Source organism: Variovorax sp. GW458-11-26-14-LB1 (genome assembly GCF_059423965.1).
The window spans coordinates 35,466-52,630 of record NZ_JBWKYW010000046.1; the positions used below are offsets into that span (position 1 = coordinate 35,466).

The 17,165-nt window shown below is 71.3% G+C and carries 17 protein-coding genes; 5 read left to right on the plus strand and 12 right to left on the minus strand.

Annotated features, from left to right (window positions below):
* Positions 1–151: 151 nt before the first annotated feature.
* The 10 genes from AC07YS_RS24715 to AC07YS_RS24760 form a co-directional block, all read right to left on the minus strand.
* Entirely contained in the window at positions 152–1,171 is a 1,020-nt protein-coding gene (locus AC07YS_RS24715; protein WP_487847227.1) for an AraC family transcriptional regulator, read from the minus strand.
* Positions 1,172–1,231: 60 nt separating this feature from the next.
* Positions 1,232–2,419, minus strand: a complete 1,188-nt coding sequence (locus tag AC07YS_RS24720; protein ID WP_495268164.1) for a serine hydrolase domain-containing protein — start codon at positions 2,417–2,419, stop codon at positions 1,232–1,234.
* 195 nt (positions 2,420–2,614) lie between these two features.
* The gene (locus AC07YS_RS24725) at positions 2,615–2,935 is read right to left on the minus strand and encodes a chaperone modulator CbpM (RefSeq protein WP_062481866.1); all 321 of its coding nucleotides are present in this window, start codon (positions 2,933–2,935) and stop codon (positions 2,615–2,617) included.
* Between the two features lie 2 nt (positions 2,936–2,937).
* On the minus strand, positions 2,938–3,900 hold the full coding sequence (locus AC07YS_RS24730) for a DnaJ C-terminal domain-containing protein (RefSeq protein WP_495268165.1): 963 nt from the start codon (positions 3,898–3,900) through the stop codon (positions 2,938–2,940).
* Positions 3,901–3,952: 52 nt separating this feature from the next.
* Complete coding sequence (locus tag AC07YS_RS24735) at positions 3,953–4,606, minus strand: histidine phosphatase family protein (protein ID WP_495268166.1); 654 nt, start codon at positions 4,604–4,606, stop codon at positions 3,953–3,955.
* A 3-nt stretch (positions 4,607–4,609) separates the two neighbouring features.
* Positions 4,610–7,006 (minus strand): penicillin acylase family protein, encoded by a 2,397-nt coding sequence (locus AC07YS_RS24740; protein ID WP_495268167.1) that lies wholly within the window; start codon positions 7,004–7,006, stop codon positions 4,610–4,612.
* A gap of 102 nt (positions 7,007–7,108) precedes the next feature.
* The gene (locus tag AC07YS_RS24745; RefSeq protein WP_095744927.1) at positions 7,109–7,690 is read right to left on the minus strand and encodes a glutathione S-transferase family protein; all 582 of its coding nucleotides are present in this window, start codon (positions 7,688–7,690) and stop codon (positions 7,109–7,111) included.
* A gap of 40 nt (positions 7,691–7,730) precedes the next feature.
* Positions 7,731–8,369 (minus strand): CDP-alcohol phosphatidyltransferase family protein, encoded by a 639-nt coding sequence (locus AC07YS_RS24750; protein WP_062475593.1) that lies wholly within the window; start codon positions 8,367–8,369, stop codon positions 7,731–7,733.
* Positions 8,370–8,457: 88 nt separating this feature from the next.
* Complete coding sequence (locus AC07YS_RS24755; RefSeq protein WP_495268168.1) at positions 8,458–9,204, minus strand: glutamine amidotransferase; 747 nt, start codon at positions 9,202–9,204, stop codon at positions 8,458–8,460.
* Between the two features lie 34 nt (positions 9,205–9,238).
* Positions 9,239–10,141: a LysR family transcriptional regulator gene (locus AC07YS_RS24760; protein WP_492685373.1), complete on the minus strand. Its 903-nt coding sequence runs from the start codon at positions 10,139–10,141 to the stop codon at positions 9,239–9,241.
* Between the two features lie 143 nt (positions 10,142–10,284).
* Between AC07YS_RS24760 and AC07YS_RS24765 the strand changes: the two genes are divergently transcribed.
* The 4 genes from AC07YS_RS24765 (at position 10,285) to AC07YS_RS24780 (ending at position 15,100) form a co-directional block, all read left to right on the plus strand.
* Entirely contained in the window at positions 10,285–11,439 is a 1,155-nt protein-coding gene (locus AC07YS_RS24765; RefSeq protein ID WP_495268169.1) for a CaiB/BaiF CoA transferase family protein, read from the plus strand.
* A gap of 53 nt (positions 11,440–11,492) precedes the next feature.
* Entirely contained in the window at positions 11,493–12,461 is a 969-nt protein-coding gene (locus AC07YS_RS24770; protein ID WP_495268170.1) for a Bug family tripartite tricarboxylate transporter substrate binding protein, read from the plus strand.
* Between the two features lie 8 nt (positions 12,462–12,469).
* Positions 12,470–14,278 (plus strand): acyclic terpene utilization AtuA family protein, encoded by a 1,809-nt coding sequence (locus AC07YS_RS24775; protein ID WP_495268171.1) that lies wholly within the window; start codon positions 12,470–12,472, stop codon positions 14,276–14,278.
* 198 nt (positions 14,279–14,476) lie between these two features.
* Complete coding sequence (locus AC07YS_RS24780; protein WP_495268172.1) at positions 14,477–15,100, plus strand: hypothetical protein; 624 nt, start codon at positions 14,477–14,479, stop codon at positions 15,098–15,100.
* Positions 15,101–15,116: 16 nt separating this feature from the next.
* On the opposite strand, the gene AC07YS_RS24785 is transcribed toward AC07YS_RS24780, so the two are convergent.
* Both AC07YS_RS24785 and AC07YS_RS24790 read right to left on the minus strand, forming a co-directional pair.
* The gene (locus tag AC07YS_RS24785; RefSeq protein WP_495268173.1) at positions 15,117–15,662 is read right to left on the minus strand and encodes an SRPBCC family protein; all 546 of its coding nucleotides are present in this window, start codon (positions 15,660–15,662) and stop codon (positions 15,117–15,119) included.
* A gap of 40 nt (positions 15,663–15,702) precedes the next feature.
* Positions 15,703–16,062, minus strand: a complete 360-nt coding sequence (locus AC07YS_RS24790) for an ArsR/SmtB family transcription factor (protein WP_495268174.1) — start codon at positions 16,060–16,062, stop codon at positions 15,703–15,705.
* A 175-nt stretch (positions 16,063–16,237) separates the two neighbouring features.
* Here AC07YS_RS24790 and bla point away from each other — a divergent pair, with 175 nt between their 5' ends.
* Complete coding sequence (gene bla / locus AC07YS_RS24795; RefSeq protein ID WP_354347697.1) at positions 16,238–17,125, plus strand: class A beta-lactamase; 888 nt, start codon at positions 16,238–16,240, stop codon at positions 17,123–17,125.
* Positions 17,126–17,165 lie beyond the last annotated feature (40 nt).

Sequence of the window (17,165 nt, forward strand, 5' to 3'; positions counted from 1 at the left end):
TCCAGGCGCGGACGCGATGCCAGATGCCATCGAGGGAAGGGGAGTTGCCCGGTGGCGATGGCGACCGGGCGTTCCAGGCAAGGCGAGGTGCCGCGCCCGCTTGGCATTGTGGGAGCGCGAGCGCGCTCCAAGCTGAAGATCAGATGAAGGCTCAGCCCGTCTTGCGTGAACGCAGCGTGGCCGAGGGCAGCTCGCCGAAGCGCTGCTGGTAGGCCGCGGCGAACAGGCCGAAGTTGGCGTAGCCCCACGCCTGCGCCACCGAGCGCACCGTCGCGCCGGCGTCGGCCATCAGCAGTTCGGCGCGCACGCCCTGCAGGCGCTGCTCGCGCAGCGCGCGCATCGGCGTGGCCTGGCGGTATTCGCGAAAGGCGCTGTTCAGCGTGCGCACGCTGACGCCCGCCACGCTCGCCAGTTCGCCGAGCGTGGGCGCGTGCTGGGCGTGCTCGCGGATGTGGCGCTCGGCCGCCAGCACATGCCGCGGCGCCATGCGGTGCTGCACCGCCTCGGCAGGGTGCTCCAGCTGCTCGCGCCACTGGGTCAGCACGTGCACGCCGATCATCTCCTCGAGGTGCCGCCCCAGCGGGCCGGTGTCGACCGCTTCGGGTAGCTCGGTGACGCAGCGGCAGGCATACGACAGCAGAGCGATCCAGCTCGACTGGGCGCCGCCGAACTTGAACTTGCGCGTCCACAGCCGCTCGTCGGCGGGTGCGCCGAACCAGCGCGCATGCAGCGCGGCCAGCGCGTCGTGCGAGAAGCTGAGGTTCACCTGCAGGTGGTTGGCGTCGAAGTCCACCCAGTAATGCGTGCGCGAGGTGTCGACCACGAAGGCGTCGCCCACGCCCGTGTCGGCATAGGCGTTGGCTTCGGACCAGTGGCGGCCCGCGCCGCGCACGGTCGTCAGTACCATGCCGACGCCGCTGTCGGGCGAGAAGTCCTTGATGTTGACCGGAATGCCGTAGTGGAAGCGGCTCAGCGTGAAGTGCCCGATGCGCGTGGCGTCGAGCACCGAGTCGGGCGTGCGCGCCCGCCCGATGGGTGTGACGCGGTAGGGCATGTAGATGCGGTCCGACCAGCGCCGGATGTCGTCCCAGTCGTGCGAGGCCACCAGGCGGTGGCGCTCGCTCGGCTGCCCGCGGGCGTCGGTGACCAGCACGTTGCGGATCGCATCCATCGCGCACCTCGGTTCGGAAAGAAGAAGGTGCACGCCTCGGGGCGCGCACCGCTCGACGGTTCAGCGGTGATGGTAAACCGCGGTCTCGAAAGCCACGAAGCCCGGGTAGCTCGCGCAGTCCTGGAACGGCAGGATCTGCGTCGCCCAGTAGCCGCCGATGCCGCTCTCGCGGTCGATCCAGAAGAAGCTGTTGGCCAGGCCCGCCCACATCAGCGAGTTGGCGGGGCGGCCCGTGGGCGCGCGCTCGCGGTTGGTCATGAAGGTGTAGGACCAGCCCTTGTCGGTGCCGGGCAGGAACTCGCCCGTGTTGCTCAGCGCGGGCACCGACGTGCGCCAGCCGCCCACCGACAGGTCCATCGCGGCCAGGCCGTCCTGTGCCATGCGCTGCACCGTGTCGGCCTTCAACACGCGCCCGTGCGGCCCGGCGCCGTCGTTCAGCACCATGCGGATGAACTTCATGTACTCGCCCACGGTGGCATACAGGCCGTGGCCGCCCATGTCCATCGGCGGCGGCTCGGGCAGCACCAGCTCGGGCAGCGGCGTGAGCCGGCCGTCGGCGGCGCGGTCGTGGATGGTCACGCGGCGCGCCTTCATCGACTCGGACATGCCGAAGCCGATGTCCTGCATGCCCAGCGGCTCGAAGACGCGCTCCTTCATCACCTCGCCCAGGCGCTTGCCGCGCTGCCGTTCGACGATGCGGCCCAGCCAGTCGATGTTGGCGCCGTAGGTCCAGGCCGCGCCCGGCTCGTGCAGCAGCACGGTGCGAATCGATTCGAAGCTGCCCGACACCACCGTGGGAATGTTCAGCGCGGCGCGGTACTTCAGGTCGTCTTCGCTGAAGAACTCGTAGCCCAGGCCCGAGGTGTGCAGCATCAGGTCGTTGACCGTGATGCGTCGGCGTGGCGCGCGCGTGCGCGGCCGGCCGTCGGCATCGAAGCCGTCGAGCACCTGCAGTTCGTCGATCTCGGGCACGTAGGCGCCGGCCGGGTCGGTGAGCGAAATCTTGCCTTCCTCGACCAGCTGCATCACGCAGGTGCCCGTGATCGCCTTGGTGGTCGAGAAGATGGCGAACACGCTGTCGGTGGCCATCGGCCGGTCGAGCCCGAGTTCGCGCGTGCCGGCGGCGCCTTCGTAGAAATTGCCCGTGCGGTCGGTCGCCATCGCGACGACGCCGGGGGCGCCGCCGTGGCGGTGAACGGTCTGGTGCAGCGTTGCGTCGAGCGCGGTCTTCAGCCTGTGCGAGGTCATGCCTTCTTGTCTCCTGTGTGAGGAGGCCGGGCGTGTGTGAAGGGTTGCCTGCGCGCCGGCCTGCCATGCGAAATTTCGCAGGCAGCGGCAATCTAGGGCCGAGGGCTCACCGATCCTGTTCGCAAATGGCGGGCGGCTGTGCGGATCTGGCAGTCATTGCACGCGCGTGACCCGCGACGCGCGCGCGTCGCTTTTTCAGCCCACGCCGTGCGCCTGCAGCACCGCCTTCAGCCGCCGCACTTCGTGTTGCAGGTCGAGGATCAGCGCGGCGGCGTCCAGGTTCACGCCGAAGTCGCGTTCGAGCCGGCGCGCTTCGAGCGCGTGCTGCAGGTCGGTGCTGGAGAACTCCCAGCGCTCGGGCGGTGCGTCGGTCGTGGTGACCTGCACGATGCCCACTTCGACCAGTTGCACGACCCAGGCGGTGTCGGCGCCGCAGGCGTGCGCCAGTTCGTTCGCGGCCAGCGGGTGCGAGACGCCGATGGCCGTGGTGGTGGTCACGGAAGAAAAGTTCGCCATGCTCAGACTCCCAGGTGCTGGCGGGGGTTGAACGAGGAGGTCGCCTGCGCGAGTTGTGCGTAGGCGTTGCGTGCGGCCTCGCTGTCGGCGGGCGGCAGTGCGATCTCGAGCAGCAGGTACAGGTCGCCGGGCGTCTTGCCCGCGAAGCCGCGGCCCTTGAGCCGCAGCTTCATGCCGCCGCGCGCGTTGGGCGGCACGGTGACCTCGACCACGCCGCCGGTGGGCGTGGGCACCTGCACCTGCGCGCCCAGCGCGGCCTCGGCGGGCGTGATGGGCAGCGTCATGTACAGGTCGCGCTCTTCCACGCGGTACAGCTTGTGCGGCGCGATGCGCACCTCGAGGTACAGGTCGCCGGCCGGCTCGCCGCCGTGGCCGGGCATGCCTTGCCCCGCGAGGCGGATGAACTGGCCGGGGTGCACGCCGGGCGGGATCTTCACGGCGAGCGTGCGGTTCTCCCACTGCGGACGGCCCTGCGCGTCGAGTGTCTGGGCGCGCAGCGTGAGCTCGCGCTCGGCGCCGTTCAGCGCGTCTTCGAGCGTGATCTCGATGGCCGCGTGGTGGTCTTCGCCGCGCGCGCGGTAGTTCTGGCGCGTGGCGCCGCGCCGCTCGGCGTCGCCGAACATCGACGAGAAGAATTCGCTGAAGTCGGCGTGGTCGGCCGGGCCCTGGCGCGGGCCGCGGTGAAACTCGTAGCCGGTGTCCCAGCCGGGCGGCGGCTCGAAGCTGCCGTCGGGCCGGCCGCCGCGTGCGACTCGGTCGGCCAGCGCGTCGTAGGCGGCGCGCTTCTCTTTGTCGCCGAGCACGTCCTTGGCCTCGTTGATGTCGCGCATGCGCTGCTCGGCGTCGGGCTCCTTGCTGACGTCGGGGTGGTACTTGCGGGCGAGCTTGCGGTAGGCCTTGCGCACCTCGTCGTCGGACGCGGTGCGTTCGATGCCCAGTGCGCTGTAGTAGTCCTTGAATTCCATGGTGGTGGTGATTCCTTTCGGTGGACGGCGTACAGGGCGACCGGGCGCTGGTTCAGGCCAGGGCGGCTCCGCCGTCGGCGTGCCGCTGTTGCAGCGGCGTCACGGCCCATGTGGGGCCGGCACGTGTGAAGCGCAAGGGTTGCGCGTTGCCGAAGATGCTCGCATCGACCGCCACGCCCAGCAGCGCAGCCAGCGCGTAGAGCGTGCCGCCGTGCGCCACCACCAGCACCGGCGCGGGCTGCGCGGCGAGCGCGGTGGCCAGTGCCTGGCGCTTGCGGTCGACGAACTGCGCCAGCGTCTCGCCGCCCTCGGGCTCGCAGGCCCAGTCGATGTGGGCCGACGAGGTGCCGATGAGCGCGCCGAAGTTGCGCTCGCGCAGGTTCTCGTGCGCGCTGGGCACGAGGCCCAGGGCGCGCGCCACGGTGTGGGCGGTGTCGAAGGCGCGGCGCGCGTCGCTGCACACGATGGCGCCGATCGGCTCGCCGGCCAGCAGCTCGGCCGCCTGCACCGCCTGCTGCTCCCCGAGCGCGCTCAGCGGCTCGTCGGGCGCCTGGAAGACGCGCAGCGCGTTGCGCCCGGTCTGGCCGTGGCGCAGGAAGTAGAAGTGATCGCAGGCCGGGGCGAGCGGCTGCTCGGCGGCCAGGCGGTTCAGCAGGTCGATGCCTGTGGCGGCGTGGGCGGGAAAAGGAACGGGGGGCGAGGACATGGTTCAGTACGCCAGCTGCAGCGGCTTGCCTTCGCGCTGCGCCTGCACGTCGGCCGGGTGGAAGGGCAGCGGATGCCACTGCTTGGCCGCGAACAGCGGCAGCTGGTCGTAGGCGCGCGGCGAGGCCGGGTCGCTGCTCTGGCCGTAGGTGAGCAGGCCTTGCGCCACGGGGCCGCGCGCGTCGAAGGTCACGACCTGCATGTAGCTGCTGCCGTAGTTGATGGCGTAGCCCTTCGGGTCGATCAGCGGCTGGCCCTGCGATTCGAGCTTGTTGAGCACGCCTTCGAACTCGTCGCCGCCGGGCAGCGCGATCTTCTGGCCGCGCACGGTGCGCGACTGCGGCACGCCCAGCGCCACGTCGGCCGCGAAGCCGGCGGTGCGCACGGTGCTGACCGCGTCGCCCAGCGCCTTGAACACCGCCTCGCGCGTGGCGGGCGTGGCCATGTCCATGCCGGTGGGCGTGGTCACGGGCTGCGCCGGGTCGAAGGGCACGCGCCAGACCTTCGGCAGGTCCTTGGCCTTGCGCCAGAACTCGCGGAACAGCGCCGCGCCCTTCGACTCGGCGTTGCTGGTGCGGTCCCAGGCGGAGAGCACGCGGCAGCCCAGGGCCTGGTCGGCGCTCAGCGCGGCACCGGTGGCGGTGCACGCGGCCTTCAGGTCGTCCATCACCAGCATGCCGGCGAGGTTCCTGTCGCGGAAGATCACGCTGCGCAGCTCGGCCGCGCCCATGCGGTTGCCCGGCAGGCCGTCGGTGCCCGCGAGGCGGCCGCGGATTTCCATGATGGCGCTGCGCGTGCGCAGCCGCTGCGGCACGCCGACCGGGCCGACCAGCGGTGAGACGCCCGCCATCGGTGCCGTCTCGGGGTTGCTGAGCCAGAAGCTGTCGTTGCTGTTTTGCACGTAGTCGGGCGTGACGACGACCGGCATGCGGGCCGGCGCGATGATGCCGGGCGCGGCGGCGCCGGGGTCGCGGTGCCAGGCGCAGGCGCTGCGCGAGCCGTCGAGCACGGGCAGGCCGGCGGCATTGAGCAGCGCGGCGGCGGCCGGCGAGGGCGCGCAGGTCTTGAGCATCTCGGCCGACACGTCGGGCACGACCGACAGGTCGGCGTACATCGCGTTGCCCTCGCGGTCGGCCGCCAGGGTGTTGATCCACGGGATGCCCTGGTTGCCCATGGCGGCGCGCAGCTCGGCGACGTTGCGGGCCCGGCCCATCTTCATCCAGCTCTCGGCCGAGCGCACGTTGAGCGTGTTGGCGTCGCGGATCGCATAGGCCTTCTGGGCGGTCCAACCCAGGCCGGCGCGCGGCAGCGAGACCACGGGGCCCCAGTCGGTGGCGTAGAAGGTGTGCTGCACGGGCGCGCCGCCCGCCGTGGCGGCGGCCGGCAGTGCGACGGTGCGCGCGACCATCTTCTTCGGCTGGCCGTCGACCCAATACACGGTCGGGTCGTTGGGGTCGAGCTTGAGTTCGTACAGCGTGAAGCGCTTGCCGGTCGACACGGTGTGGGTCCAGGCCACGTCCTTGTTGAAGCCGATCGACACCACCGGGCTCAGGCCGCCGGTGGCACCCATCACGTCGAGCTGGCCGGGGATGGTCAGGTGCATCTGCCAGAAGCGGTTGGTGCCGTTCCAGGGGAAGTGCGGGTTGCCCAGCAGCAGGCCCTTGCCGTCGGGCGTGGCGTTGCGCCCGAAGGCCCAGCCGTTGGAGCCCAGCTCGCCGCCTTCGGGGTTGGCGTTGAAGCTGTGGCGGCCGATCTCGGCCACCGCCTCTTTCAGCGCGACCGGCGCCGCGCCGGTCTTGGCGCCCGGGGCCGGCGGCACGGCGGCCAGCACGGCGCCGGCCAGTGCGCCCAGGCCGCCCTGGATCATCGATTGCTCGGTGGCGCGCGCCAGGTCGGCGGCCGTCATCGGGCGCACCCAGGGCTTGCCGCGGCAGGCTTCGGGCAGGCCATTGGGGCCCGCATCCTGCAGGTAGCGGTTGTAGCCCGCAACGTAGCCGCGCAGCGCGGCCTTCACCTCGTCGTTGGTGGTGGCCGCCGCGCGGGCCAGCGCCGCGTCGTCCATGTGGTAGCGCACGAACAGGTCGATCTGCGCGTTGGGCATGCGGCCCAGGCCGAAGTCGCCGGTGTTCTGCGCCCCGAGGAACTGCGCGCGGTCGCCGCGCAGCGTCAGCAGGTGCTCGGCGGTCTGGCAGACGTTGTCCTGCGCATGCGCGTAGGCGGTGCCGTAGGCCAGGCCTTCGTAGTTGGGCGCCGTGATGTGCGCGATGCCGAAGGTGGTGCGCTCGATGCTCACGCTGCGGCTGCCGGGCGGCGGCGTGCTGGCACAGGCCCCGAGCAGGGCGACCAGGCCCAGGGAGAGGGCCGTCAACGAGAACCGGGAGCGCGAGGTGTTCGAAGTCATGGGGCGGGCGTGAGGTGGGAAAAGGGTCGAAAAAGAGGGACCGATTAGAGGATGAACCTCCGCCGCGCACTGTCGCCAGCGCGGCACGCCTTGCCACTTACCTCAGCCGAACTTCATGCCCTTGGGCCGCGCTTGCAGCCGGTGGATGTACGCGTCGAGCTTGGGCCGGTTGGTGCGCCCGCCGAAGGCGCGGTGCCAGATGAGCATCGAGCCGATCATCACGTCGGCGGCCGTGAACTGGGCACCGAACAGGTAGGGGCCGTCGCCGAGTTCGCGTTCGACGGCGTCCTTGGCCTGCTCGAAATCGGTCCAGCCGCGCGCGCTGTTGTTGCTCTTGATCTTCAGCAGGCTGTCGCCCATCGAGGGCTCGAGCTGCGCGGTCGAATAGACCATGAGCGACAGGTAGCGCCCGCGCTCGGGCGTGCCCACCGCTGGCGCCAGGCGCTTGCCGGGGTACTTCTCGGCGATGTACATGCAGATGGCCGCGTTCTCGAAGATGCGGGTGCGGCCGTCGACCAGCGCGGGCAGCTTGCCGGCGGGGTTGATCTTCAGGAACTCGGGGCGCTTGTGGGCGCCCTCCCGGATGAGCGTGGGCACGATCTCGTAGTCGACCTCGGCCTCGTCGAGCATCCACTTGGCGACCTGCGCACGGCTGCGCGGGTCGAAATACAGCTTCATCGCCATGCGGGGTCCCCTTTGTCAGGTGGGTGAGATGGGCGGGTTGTCAGAACTTGGGAATGCGCAGGGTCTTGCTGATCATCAGCGTGCCCGAGAGCGCGAACAGCAGCACCAGCGGGTGCAACTGCCAGGGGCCGAGCGTCCAGGCGCCGCCCCACACGTTGGCGCCGAGGGCGCCCTTCGAGGCCGCGTAGGCCAGCACGCCCACCAGCACCACGCTGGTCGGGATCGGCGTGCCTTCGAAGTACTTCACCTTGTCGGCGCCGGCCGAGAGGGCCTCCGCCGTCACGTTGTAGCGCGCGAGCCGGCTCACGCCGCAGCCGACGAAGTAGATGAGCACCGCGCAGTCCCAGCCGCCGTCCAGGCCGGCGGCGAAGCCGAGCGCGGCGGGCAGCACACCGAAGGAGATCACGTCGGCCAGCGAGTCGAGTTCGCGCCCGAGCGCCGACTGGGTCTGGCGCCAGCGCGCGATGCGGCCGTCGAGCACGTCGAAGATGAAGGCGGCCGGGGCGAGCGCCGCGGCCCAGTAGAAGTGGGCGAGCGACTGGCTGCGCATGAAGGCCATCGCGAAGAACACCGCCCCGACGCCGCAGGCCGCGTTGCCGAGCGTGAACACATCGGCCAGGTGAAAGCCGCGAATCATCGAGAAGTGCTTGCGGGCCGGCGGGGACGAAGGCGTGGTCATGAGGCGGGGAAAGCTGCGAAAGGAACCGCACCTTAACCCAAGCGGGGCCCGCTTTTTGTAGTCGCGCGCCGACGCCCCGTCGGCGCCCTCAGACGGTTGGCTGCGCCTTGGCCTCGACGATCCGTGCGAAGCGCCCGAGCAGGCCCGCCGCCGCGTCGGTGGGGCGCACGCCTTCGCGTAGCGCCGCGGCGTCGAGCCCGTCCGCGGCGAGGTCGCGGGCCAGCAGGTCGATGTAGCCGCCCATGGTTTGGGCGTCGAACTCGGGGTGGAACTGCAGGCCCCAGGCTTGCGCGCCCACGCGGAAGGCGTGGACCGGCTCGTGCGCGCTGTGGGCCAGCTTCACCGCGCCCTCGGGCAGGCGCAGCGCGCTCTGCCAGTGGATCGCCTGCGCCGGGAACTGCGCGGGCAGGTCGCCCAGCAGCGCGTCGCCGGCGGCGGCCGCGTCGAGCGTGACGGTGACCGTGCCGACCTCCGGGCCTTGCGGGTGGTGGCCGGCCTCGCCGCCGAGCGCGTGCGCCAGCAGCTGGTGGCCGTAGCAGATGCCGAGCACGGGCGTGTCGCGTGCGACCAGTTCGGCGAGCCAGGCGGCGGTGGTTTCGCTCCAGGGCTCGCGGTGCGACACCATCGCGTGCGAGCCGGTGACGACCACGCCCGCGACCTGGCCGGGTGCGGGCAGCGTGTCGCCGCGGCGCGGGTCGACCACCACCAGGGGCAGGGTCTGCGTGCCGAGGCCGTCGGCGATCCAGTGCTCGAAGTCGCCGCGGCCTTCGCGCAGCGCGTCATGGGTGTCACCGACCTTGACGATGACCAGGGGATACGGGGGCGTGCTGTGCATGGCGTCGATCATGCCGCAGCGCACCGTGCGCCGGTCAGCGCCGGGAGGATTCCCGACGGTGCAGCAGGTCCATGAAGGCACGGCCCACGGGCGAGGGCGAGCGCCCCGCGCGCGTGACCAGCCCGATGGGCCGCGACATCAGCGGGCGCTGCAACGGCACGGTGGCCAGCTCGTCGTTCTGCGACAGCTGCAGCGCGAGCCGGGGCAGGGCAGTGAGCCCCAGCCCGGCCGCCACCAGCGCGCCCGCCACGGCCACGCTCGGGTATTCGAGCGCGGGCTGCACCTGCAGGCCGCGCTGCAGGAAGGCGGCGTCGGTGATCGGCCGGATGCTGCTCTGGAAGCTGCTCGCAATGAAGGGCCGCGTCGCGAACACCGACCACGACACCGAGGCGCGCGCGGCCAGCGGGTCGTCGCGCCGGCACAGCAGCACGAAGGGGTCGTCGCGCAGGTGGCGGTACAGCAGGGGCTCGTGCGGGCCGGGGCGCACGCTGAGGCCGAAGTCGGCGCGGCCTTCGTCCACCGCGGCACGCACCGCCTCGGCCGGCCCTTCGATCAGCGAGAACTGCACCTGCGGATGCTGCTGGCGGAACTCGGCGATGGCGCCGGGCAGCAGCGCCACGCCGGTCGAGGGCAGCGCCGCGATCGTCAGGTGGCCGCTGCGGCCTTCGAGGAACTGCGACAGCTCGCTGAACGAGCTGTTGAAGTTCTCCAGGATGCGCAGTGCGATCGGCAGCAGCTCGCGCCCGGCCGGCGTGAGCTCGACGTGCCGCGTGTCGCGGTCGAACAGGCGCGCGCCCACCAGGTCTTCGACGATGCGCACCGTGCGGCTCAGCGCCGGCTGCGACACATGCAGGGCCTGCGCGGCGGCGCGGAAGTTGGTGGTCTTCGCGACTTCGACGAAGGCCTCGAGCTGCTGCAGCGTGATGTCGACTCGCACGAACGGGGCCTCTCGAGGTGGCGGTGGATTGATCCATCCAAGTTATCACAGATATAGGAATATTGTTCTTCACAGATCAATGCGCGACGCCGAGACTGGCGCATTCGATACACGGAGACAAGGGGCCTACGCGCCCCCGTGACATGGACACCAAAATTCTGGAAGGCATCCGGGTGCTCGAGCTCGGGCAGGTGCTGGCGGGGCCCTTCGCGGGCGCGATCCTGGCGGACCTCGGCGCCGACGTCGTGAAGCTCGAGCGCGTCGAGGGCGGCGACGACGCGCGCCACATGGGCCCGGCGTTCCGCCACGGCGACGCGCTCAATTTCCACGTCTTCAACCGCGGCAAGCGTTCGGTCGCCATCGACCTGAAGAGCGAAGAGGGCATGGCCGCCTTCGAGACCCTGGCGGCCGGCGCCGACATCCTCATCCACAACCTGCGCCCCGGCGTCACGCAGTCCATGGGCATCGACGGCCCGTCGCTGTGCGCGCGCCATCCGCGGCTCATCTACTGCGAGATCTCGGCCTTCGGCCACACCGGCCCGCTGCGCATGCAGCCGGGCTACGAGCCGCTGATCCAGGCCTTCAGCGGGCTGTCGAGCATCAACGGCGGGCCCGACGATCCGCCCATGCGCACCGGCGCCTCGGTCTGCGACCAGGGCACCGGCATGTGGGCCGTGATCGGCGCGCTGGCGCTGCTGCAGCGGCGCCACCTCACGGGGCGGGGCGGTGTGGTGAGCACCTCGTTGTTGGAGACGGCGCTGGTCTGGACCGGGCAGAAGGCCGACGCCTACGTCAACGAAGGCCGGCTGCCCGAGCGCCACCGCTCGGGCCACCCGGGCTTCGTGCCTTACGAATCTTTCGATACCGCCGATGCGCCGCTCCTGATCTGCTGTGGCAACGACCGGCTCTTCGCCAAGTTCGCGCACGAACTCGGGCGCGACGACTGGACCACCGACGCGCGCTTCGCCGGCAACCGCCAGCGGCTGCAGCACAAGGCGGCGCTGTTCGAGGAGATCGGCCCGCTGCTGCGCGCGCGCGCCCGCGCCGACTGGATGGCGCGCTTCACCGCCGCCGGCGTGCCCTGCGCGCCGGTGCACACCGTGCCCGAGGCCGTCGCGCACCCGCAGGTGGAGGCGCTGGGCATGCTGCAGCCTGTGCCGGGCGAAGACTTCCGCCTCACGGCATTGCCGATGTCCATCGACGGCGTGCGGCCCGCGCACCGCGCGGTCGCGCCCCGGCTGGGCGAGCACAACGCGGCGCTCGGCGCGCCGCCGGTGCCGCACGGCGACAGCGCCTGAGCGACCGCACCCTTTCCCTTCTCAAAAACTACATCCCACCGGAGACATCACCCATGCGCACTTCCATCTTCCGCTTCGGCGCGGTCCTGGCCTTCGCGGTCGCGGCGGCGGCTCCTGCCCACGCGCAGGACTATCCCGCCAAGCCGCTCACCGTCGTCGTGCCGTTCGCGGCCGGCAGCGGCACCGACCAGCAGGCACGCAGCATCGCGCAGGCCCTGACCACCGAGTACAAGGTGCCGGTGATCGTGGAGAACCGCGCCGGCGCCAGCGGCTTCCTGGCCGCGCAGTACGTCGCCAAGGCCGCGCCCGACGGCTACACGCTGCTCATGACCACCAACACCACGCACGCCGCCAACGAGCACCTGTACAAGAAGCTGCCCTACGACCCGGTGAAAGACTTCACCCCCGTCGCGCTGCTGTCCAAGGGCCACATGCTGCTGCTGGTGGGGGCCGATTCGCCGATCAAGTCGGTGGCCGACCTCGTGGCGGCGGCGAAGAAGTCGCCGGGCAAGCTCAACTTCGGCAGCGGCAGCTCGTCCAGCCGCGTGGCGAGCGAGCTGCTCAAGCAGATGGCCGGCATCGACATGGTGAACGTGCCCTACAAGAGCAACCCGATGGCCATCACCGACCTGCTGGGCGGGCAGGTCGATTTCATGTTCGCCGACGCGCCCACCGCGCTGCCGCACGTCAAGAGCGGCAAGCTGCGCGCGCTGGCCGTGAGCGGCGACAAGCGCCTGGCCGCCGTGCCCGCGCTGCCGACCGTGGCCGAGGCGGGCGTGAAGGGGTACGACATGTCGTACTGGACGGCGGTCTACCTGCCGCCGGGCGCGCCCGCGGCCGTCACGCGCAAGCTCAACGAGATGCTGGTGAAAGTGTCGGCCTCGCCTGCCATCGTCGCCTACCAAGCCATCTCCAGCGGCGAGGCCGCCACCGGCACGCCCGAGGCGCTCGCGAAGTTCCAGGCCGCCGAGTCGCAGAAGTGGGGCCGCGTGATCCGCGCTGCCGGCATCGAGCCCGAATGAGCCGCGCGATGAACAGCCCCCACACGCAGCAGAAGACCGTGCGCATCGGCGGCGCCTCGGGCTTCTGGGGCGACAGCAGCACCGGCGCGCCGCAGCTCGTGGCGCACGGCGGCATCGACTACCTCGTGTTCGACTACCTGGCCGAACTCACGATGTCGCTGCTGGCCGGCGCGAAGCTGAAGAACCCCGACGCCGGCTACGCCACCGACTTCGTCACCACCGCCATGGCCGCCGTGCTGCCCGACGTGATGCGCCAGGGCATCCGCGTGATCGCCAACGCCGGCGGCGTGAACCCGCGCGCCTGCGCCGCCGCGCTCACGCACCTGGCGGCCGGCATGGGGCTCGCGCCGCGGATCGCCGTGGTCATGGGCGACGATGCGCTGCCCCATGCGGAAGCGCTGCGCGCGCAGGGCATCGGCCACATGAGCACGGGCGCGCCGCTGCCCGAGCGCCTCGTGAGCGCCAACGCCTACCTGGGCGCCGTGCCGATCGCGCGGGCGCTCGATGCCGGCGCGCAGATCGTCATCACGGGCCGCTGCGTCGACAGCGCCGTCACGCTCGGCGCGCTGATGCACGAATTCGGCTGGGACGACGACGACTGGGACCGCCTCGCGGGCGGCAGCCTGGCCGGCCACATCATCGAATGCGGCGCGCAGGCCACCGGCGGCCTGCACACCGACTGGGAGCAGGTGCCCGACTGGGCCCACATCGGCTACCCGGTGGTCGAATGCGCGGCCGACGGCAGCTTCGTCGTCGGCAAGCCGCCCGGCACCGGCGGGCTGGTGAGCCGCGCCACCGTGGGCGAGCAGTTGCTGTATGAGATCGGCGACCCCGCGGCCTACCTGCTGCCCGACGTGACCTGCGACTTTCGCACCGTGCAGATCGAGGCCGTGGGCGCGAACCGGGTGCGCGTTTCGGGCGCGAGAGGACGTGCGCCCTCGGGTCGCTACAAGGTCACGGCGACCTACGCCGCGGGCTACCGCTGCAACGCCGAGCTGCTGATCGTCGGCTTCGACGCCGCCGCCAAGGCGCGGCGCAGCGGCGAAGCCATGCTGCGCCGCACGCGCGACCTGTTCGCGCAGCGCGGCTGGGCCGACTTCTCGGCCACCCACATCGACGTGCTGGGCGCCGAGCAATGCTACGGCCCGCGCGCCACCGCCCAGCCGCCGCGCCAGGCGGTGCTGCGCGTGGCCGTGACGCACGCGGACAAGCCGCCGCTCGAACTCTTCGCGCGCGAGATCTCGGCGGCCGGCACCTCGTGGGCGCCCGGCACCACCGGCCTGGGCGGTGGGCGGCCGTCGGTGGCGCTGTCGATCCGGCAGTTTCCGCTGCTCGTGGACAAGGCGCTGTTCACGCCCGTGGTCGAGATGGCGGGCGAGTCGTGGCCCGTGGCCGTGAGGGCGCAGGCGACGGAGGTCGCTGTGGCCGATGAGGTGGCGCCGCAGGCGGACGCCACCGACCCGGACGCGGACGACGAATGGCTCGAGGTGCCGCTGATCCGCCTGGCCTATGGCCGCAGCGGCGACAAGGGCGACGTCTCGAACATCGGCATCCTCGCGCGCGAGCCGCACTACCTGCCCGTGCTGCGCGAGCAGCTCAGCGCGCAGGCCGTGCGCGCCTACATGTCGCACCTGGTCGAAGGCGAGGTGACGCGCTACGAGCTGCCCGGCATCGGCGCCTTCAACTTCGTCTGCGAAGCGGCGCTGGGCGGCGGCGGCATGGCGTCGCTGCGCACCGACCCGCTGGGCAAGAGCATGGCGCAGATCCTGTTGTCGATGCCAGTGCGCATCGCGGCCGGCCGGCTGCGCGCGGCCTGAGCCGACGCGTCGCCGGGCCCGCGTTTTCAGCGCGGGCCCACGCCATCGCGCATCGCTTTCGGATTCGTCCGATGGCCTGCCTCGGTGGTTTTTCCTAGAGTGCTTCGTTCCCTGAGCGCTGGCCGTTTTCCGGCCGGCCCGCTCTTCCTTCTCTTCGCCAGATGGCTGCCTTTTTTCTGAAGGCGCTCGAAGCACGCCATGTCCTTGTCCAGATTCCTTTCCTTCCATCCCCGCCTGCGCGCGGGCCGCTGGCTGCTTGCCGCCTCCACGCTGGTCGCGGGCTGCGGCCCCGTCGCCGTCACGGCGTACGTGCCCCTGCCGCCGATGCCGCCGCCTTCCGAGCCGATGAACATGGCCGTGCCCGTCGCGGTATCGGCCACGAACGCGCGCAAGGGGGCGGTGTACCGGCCCGCGCCCGCGGTGGTGCCCGAGCTGGCGCAGGTCGTGTTCTTCCGCCGCGCCACGTCCACGCCCAGCACGGGCGCCGCGCATGTGTATGTCGATGGCGAGTTCCATGCCGCGCTGATGCCCAACGGCTTCACGCGCCTGTGCGTGGCGCCGGGCGCGCACTCGCTGGAGGCCTACATCGACGACGCGCCGCTGTACGCGGGCAAGTCGCAACCGAAGACGCAGGCCGTGCTCGAAGGCGGGCAGACGGTGTTCGTGGCCGTGTCGGAAATGGGCGAGGGCGCGCCGGTGCCCCACGGCAGGGTCGCGGCCGAGCGCCTGCTCAAGGGGGCGCGCGAGCAGCGCCAGGTGATCAGCCGCGCAGTCCGCGTGCAGCCCTGCCGCGCGCCTTCGCAGCCCGCCCGCCGGGCCTGACGCGGCCCGACGCCCTTCAGCGGATGTGCGTCGCGTAGGCCGCCTCGGCGGCCTCCAGCTGCGTCCAGAAGCCTTGCGGCGCGCGCCCGTGCAGCACCTCGTCGAGCACGCCCAGGTGCGCGTGCCAGCCGCTGGCCACACTCAGCGTTTCCTTGCGGTCGGGCAGGCGGCGGTGCGTGAGCACCAGGTGCGTCGCTTGCGCGCCCTGCGGCGACAGTTCGAAGCTGACCTCGGACGCGTCCTCGCGCTCGCTGCCCCAGCTGATGACCAGCAGGGTCGGCCGCTCGATGCGCAGCACGCGCGAGTGCTGCACATGGGTCTCGCGGTAGGCCGCGAAGCGCTCGGGCGCCACCTCGCCCGACAGCTCGGTGTGCTGGAAGCGCAGCTCGAACACCGCGCCGGGCGCTTGCGCCATCGTGCCGCCGGCCAGCCAGCTGCGGCGCTTCTCGGGGTCGACGAGGTAGGTCCACACGCGGTCGATGGGCGCGGGCAGGGTGCGCTCGATGCGCAGGGTGCCGGGCTCGGTCTGCGTGCCCAGGCTGTGCTTCAGGGTCGTGGTCATGGGGCGGTGCTCCTTGGGTGAATGAGGGGAGAGACGTTGTTCATGCGCGGCTGCTGCCGTCATCGTGGGCATCGCGCCGCAGCGCATCCGCCAGGGCGTCCAGGCGGTGGTTCCAGAAGACTTCGTACGCGCGCAGCCAGGCATCGGCCGTGGCGAGCGCCGCCGGTTCCAGCCGGCACACGTGCGCGCGGCCCTGCACGGTGCGCGACACCAGCCCCGCGCGCTCCAGCGTCTTGACGTGCTTGGAGGCGCCCGCGAAGGACATGCGAAACGGCGCGCCCAGTTCGCCCACGCTGCATTCGCCCTGCGCAAGCAGCTGCAGCATGGTGCGCCGCGTGCTGTCGGCCAGGGCGTGGAACACGGCGTCGAGCCGTTCGTCTTCGATTTCAAGTTCAACCATGAAGTTGAATGTAGATCGGTTCCGAATAAAATTCAACCCGAAGGTTGAATGATGAAATGGCGTTACACCTGATACACCCGGGACGCCGTGCGCGCTCCGGGCGCTGGAAGCGCGGCGGCGGCGCTCCTACGATGCCTTTCATTCCATCCACTCGCGAAAAGAAAGACGCACGCACATGAACCCTCTGATCCAGCGCCGCACCCTGTTGCTCGCCGCCGCCGTGACCCCGCTCGCCGGCGCCTGCAGCGCATGGCCGAAGAAGGGCGCGCAGTCGGACGCCGAAACGCAGCTCGCCGAACTCGAGCGCGCCTGCGGCGGACGCCTGGGCGTGTCGGGCTTCCACACCGGCAGCGGCGCGCGCTTGCAACACCGCGCGCACGAGCGCTTTCCGCTGTGCAGCACCTTCAAGCTGGTGCTAGCCGCGGCGGTGCTCGAACGCAGCACGACCGACGCCAGCCTGCTCGGGCGCCGCATCAGTGTCGGCAAGGGCGACCTGGTGTCGCACTCGCCGGTCGCCGAGAAGCACCTCGCCACCGGCATGACCGTGAACGAGATGTGCGCTGCCACCATGCAGTACAGCGACAACGCCGCCGCCAACCTGCTGCTGAAGGTGCTGGGCGGGCCGGCCGCTGTCACGGCCTTTGCGCGGCGCATCGGCGACACCACCTTCCGCCTCGACCGCACCGAGCCCGAGCTGAACACCGCCATCCCCGGCGATCCGCGCGACACGACCACGCCTGCCGCCATGAGCGACACCGTGCAGCGGCTCGCGCTGGGCGACGCGCTCGGCGCGCCGCAGCGCGAGCAGATGCGCGAATGGCTGCTCGGCAACACCACCAGCACCGAGCGCTTCCTGGCCGGCGTGCCCAAAGGCTGGCGTGTGGGCGACAAGACCGGCGCGGGCTCGTACGGCTCCACCAACGACGTCGGCGTGCTGTGGCCGCCGTCGGGCGCGCCGCTGGTGCTGTCGGTCTACCTGACCTTCCCCGACAAGGACGCCAAGGGCCGCAACGACGTGGTCGCCTCGGCCACGCGCATCGCAGTCAAGGCCCTCGCAGGCTGAGTCGGCGACGGGGCCACAATGGGCGGCCCCATCTTTCCCC

What these genes read in the sequence shown, in the direction of transcription:
- AC07YS_RS24790 (WP_495268174.1), bottom strand. Translation starts at nt 16,062, where the DNA reads ATGGTTGAACTTGAAATCGAAGACGAACGGCTCGACGCCGTGTTCCAC.
- AC07YS_RS24730 (WP_495268165.1), bottom strand. Translation starts at nt 3,900, where the DNA reads ATGGAATTCAAGGACTACTACAGCGCACTGGGCATCGAACGCACCGCG.
- AC07YS_RS24740 (WP_495268167.1), bottom strand. Translation starts at nt 7,006, where the DNA reads ATGACTTCGAACACCTCGCGCTCCCGGTTCTCGTTGACGGCCCTCTCC.
- AC07YS_RS24735 (WP_495268166.1), bottom strand. Translation starts at nt 4,606, where the DNA reads ATGTCCTCGCCCCCCGTTCCTTTTCCCGCCCACGCCGCCACAGGCATC.
- AC07YS_RS24725 (WP_062481866.1), bottom strand. Translation starts at nt 2,935, where the DNA reads ATGGCGAACTTTTCTTCCGTGACCACCACCACGGCCATCGGCGTCTCG.
- AC07YS_RS24765 (WP_495268169.1), top strand. Translation starts at nt 10,285, where the DNA reads ATGGACACCAAAATTCTGGAAGGCATCCGGGTGCTCGAGCTCGGGCAG.
- AC07YS_RS24785 (WP_495268173.1), bottom strand. Translation starts at nt 15,662, where the DNA reads ATGACCACGACCCTGAAGCACAGCCTGGGCACGCAGACCGAGCCCGGC.
- bla (WP_354347697.1), top strand. Translation starts at nt 16,238, where the DNA reads ATGAACCCTCTGATCCAGCGCCGCACCCTGTTGCTCGCCGCCGCCGTG.
- AC07YS_RS24780 (WP_495268172.1), top strand. Translation starts at nt 14,477, where the DNA reads ATGTCCTTGTCCAGATTCCTTTCCTTCCATCCCCGCCTGCGCGCGGGC.
- AC07YS_RS24720 (WP_495268164.1), bottom strand. Translation starts at nt 2,419, where the DNA reads ATGACCTCGCACAGGCTGAAGACCGCGCTCGACGCAACGCTGCACCAG.
- AC07YS_RS24715 (WP_487847227.1), bottom strand. Translation starts at nt 1,171, where the DNA reads ATGGATGCGATCCGCAACGTGCTGGTCACCGACGCCCGCGGGCAGCCG.
- AC07YS_RS24750 (WP_062475593.1), bottom strand. Translation starts at nt 8,369, where the DNA reads ATGACCACGCCTTCGTCCCCGCCGGCCCGCAAGCACTTCTCGATGATT.
- AC07YS_RS24745 (WP_095744927.1), bottom strand. Translation starts at nt 7,690, where the DNA reads ATGGCGATGAAGCTGTATTTCGACCCGCGCAGCCGTGCGCAGGTCGCC.
- AC07YS_RS24770 (WP_495268170.1), top strand. Translation starts at nt 11,493, where the DNA reads ATGCGCACTTCCATCTTCCGCTTCGGCGCGGTCCTGGCCTTCGCGGTC.
- AC07YS_RS24775 (WP_495268171.1), top strand. Translation starts at nt 12,470, where the DNA reads ATGAACAGCCCCCACACGCAGCAGAAGACCGTGCGCATCGGCGGCGCC.
- AC07YS_RS24755 (WP_495268168.1), bottom strand. Translation starts at nt 9,204, where the DNA reads ATGCACAGCACGCCCCCGTATCCCCTGGTCATCGTCAAGGTCGGTGAC.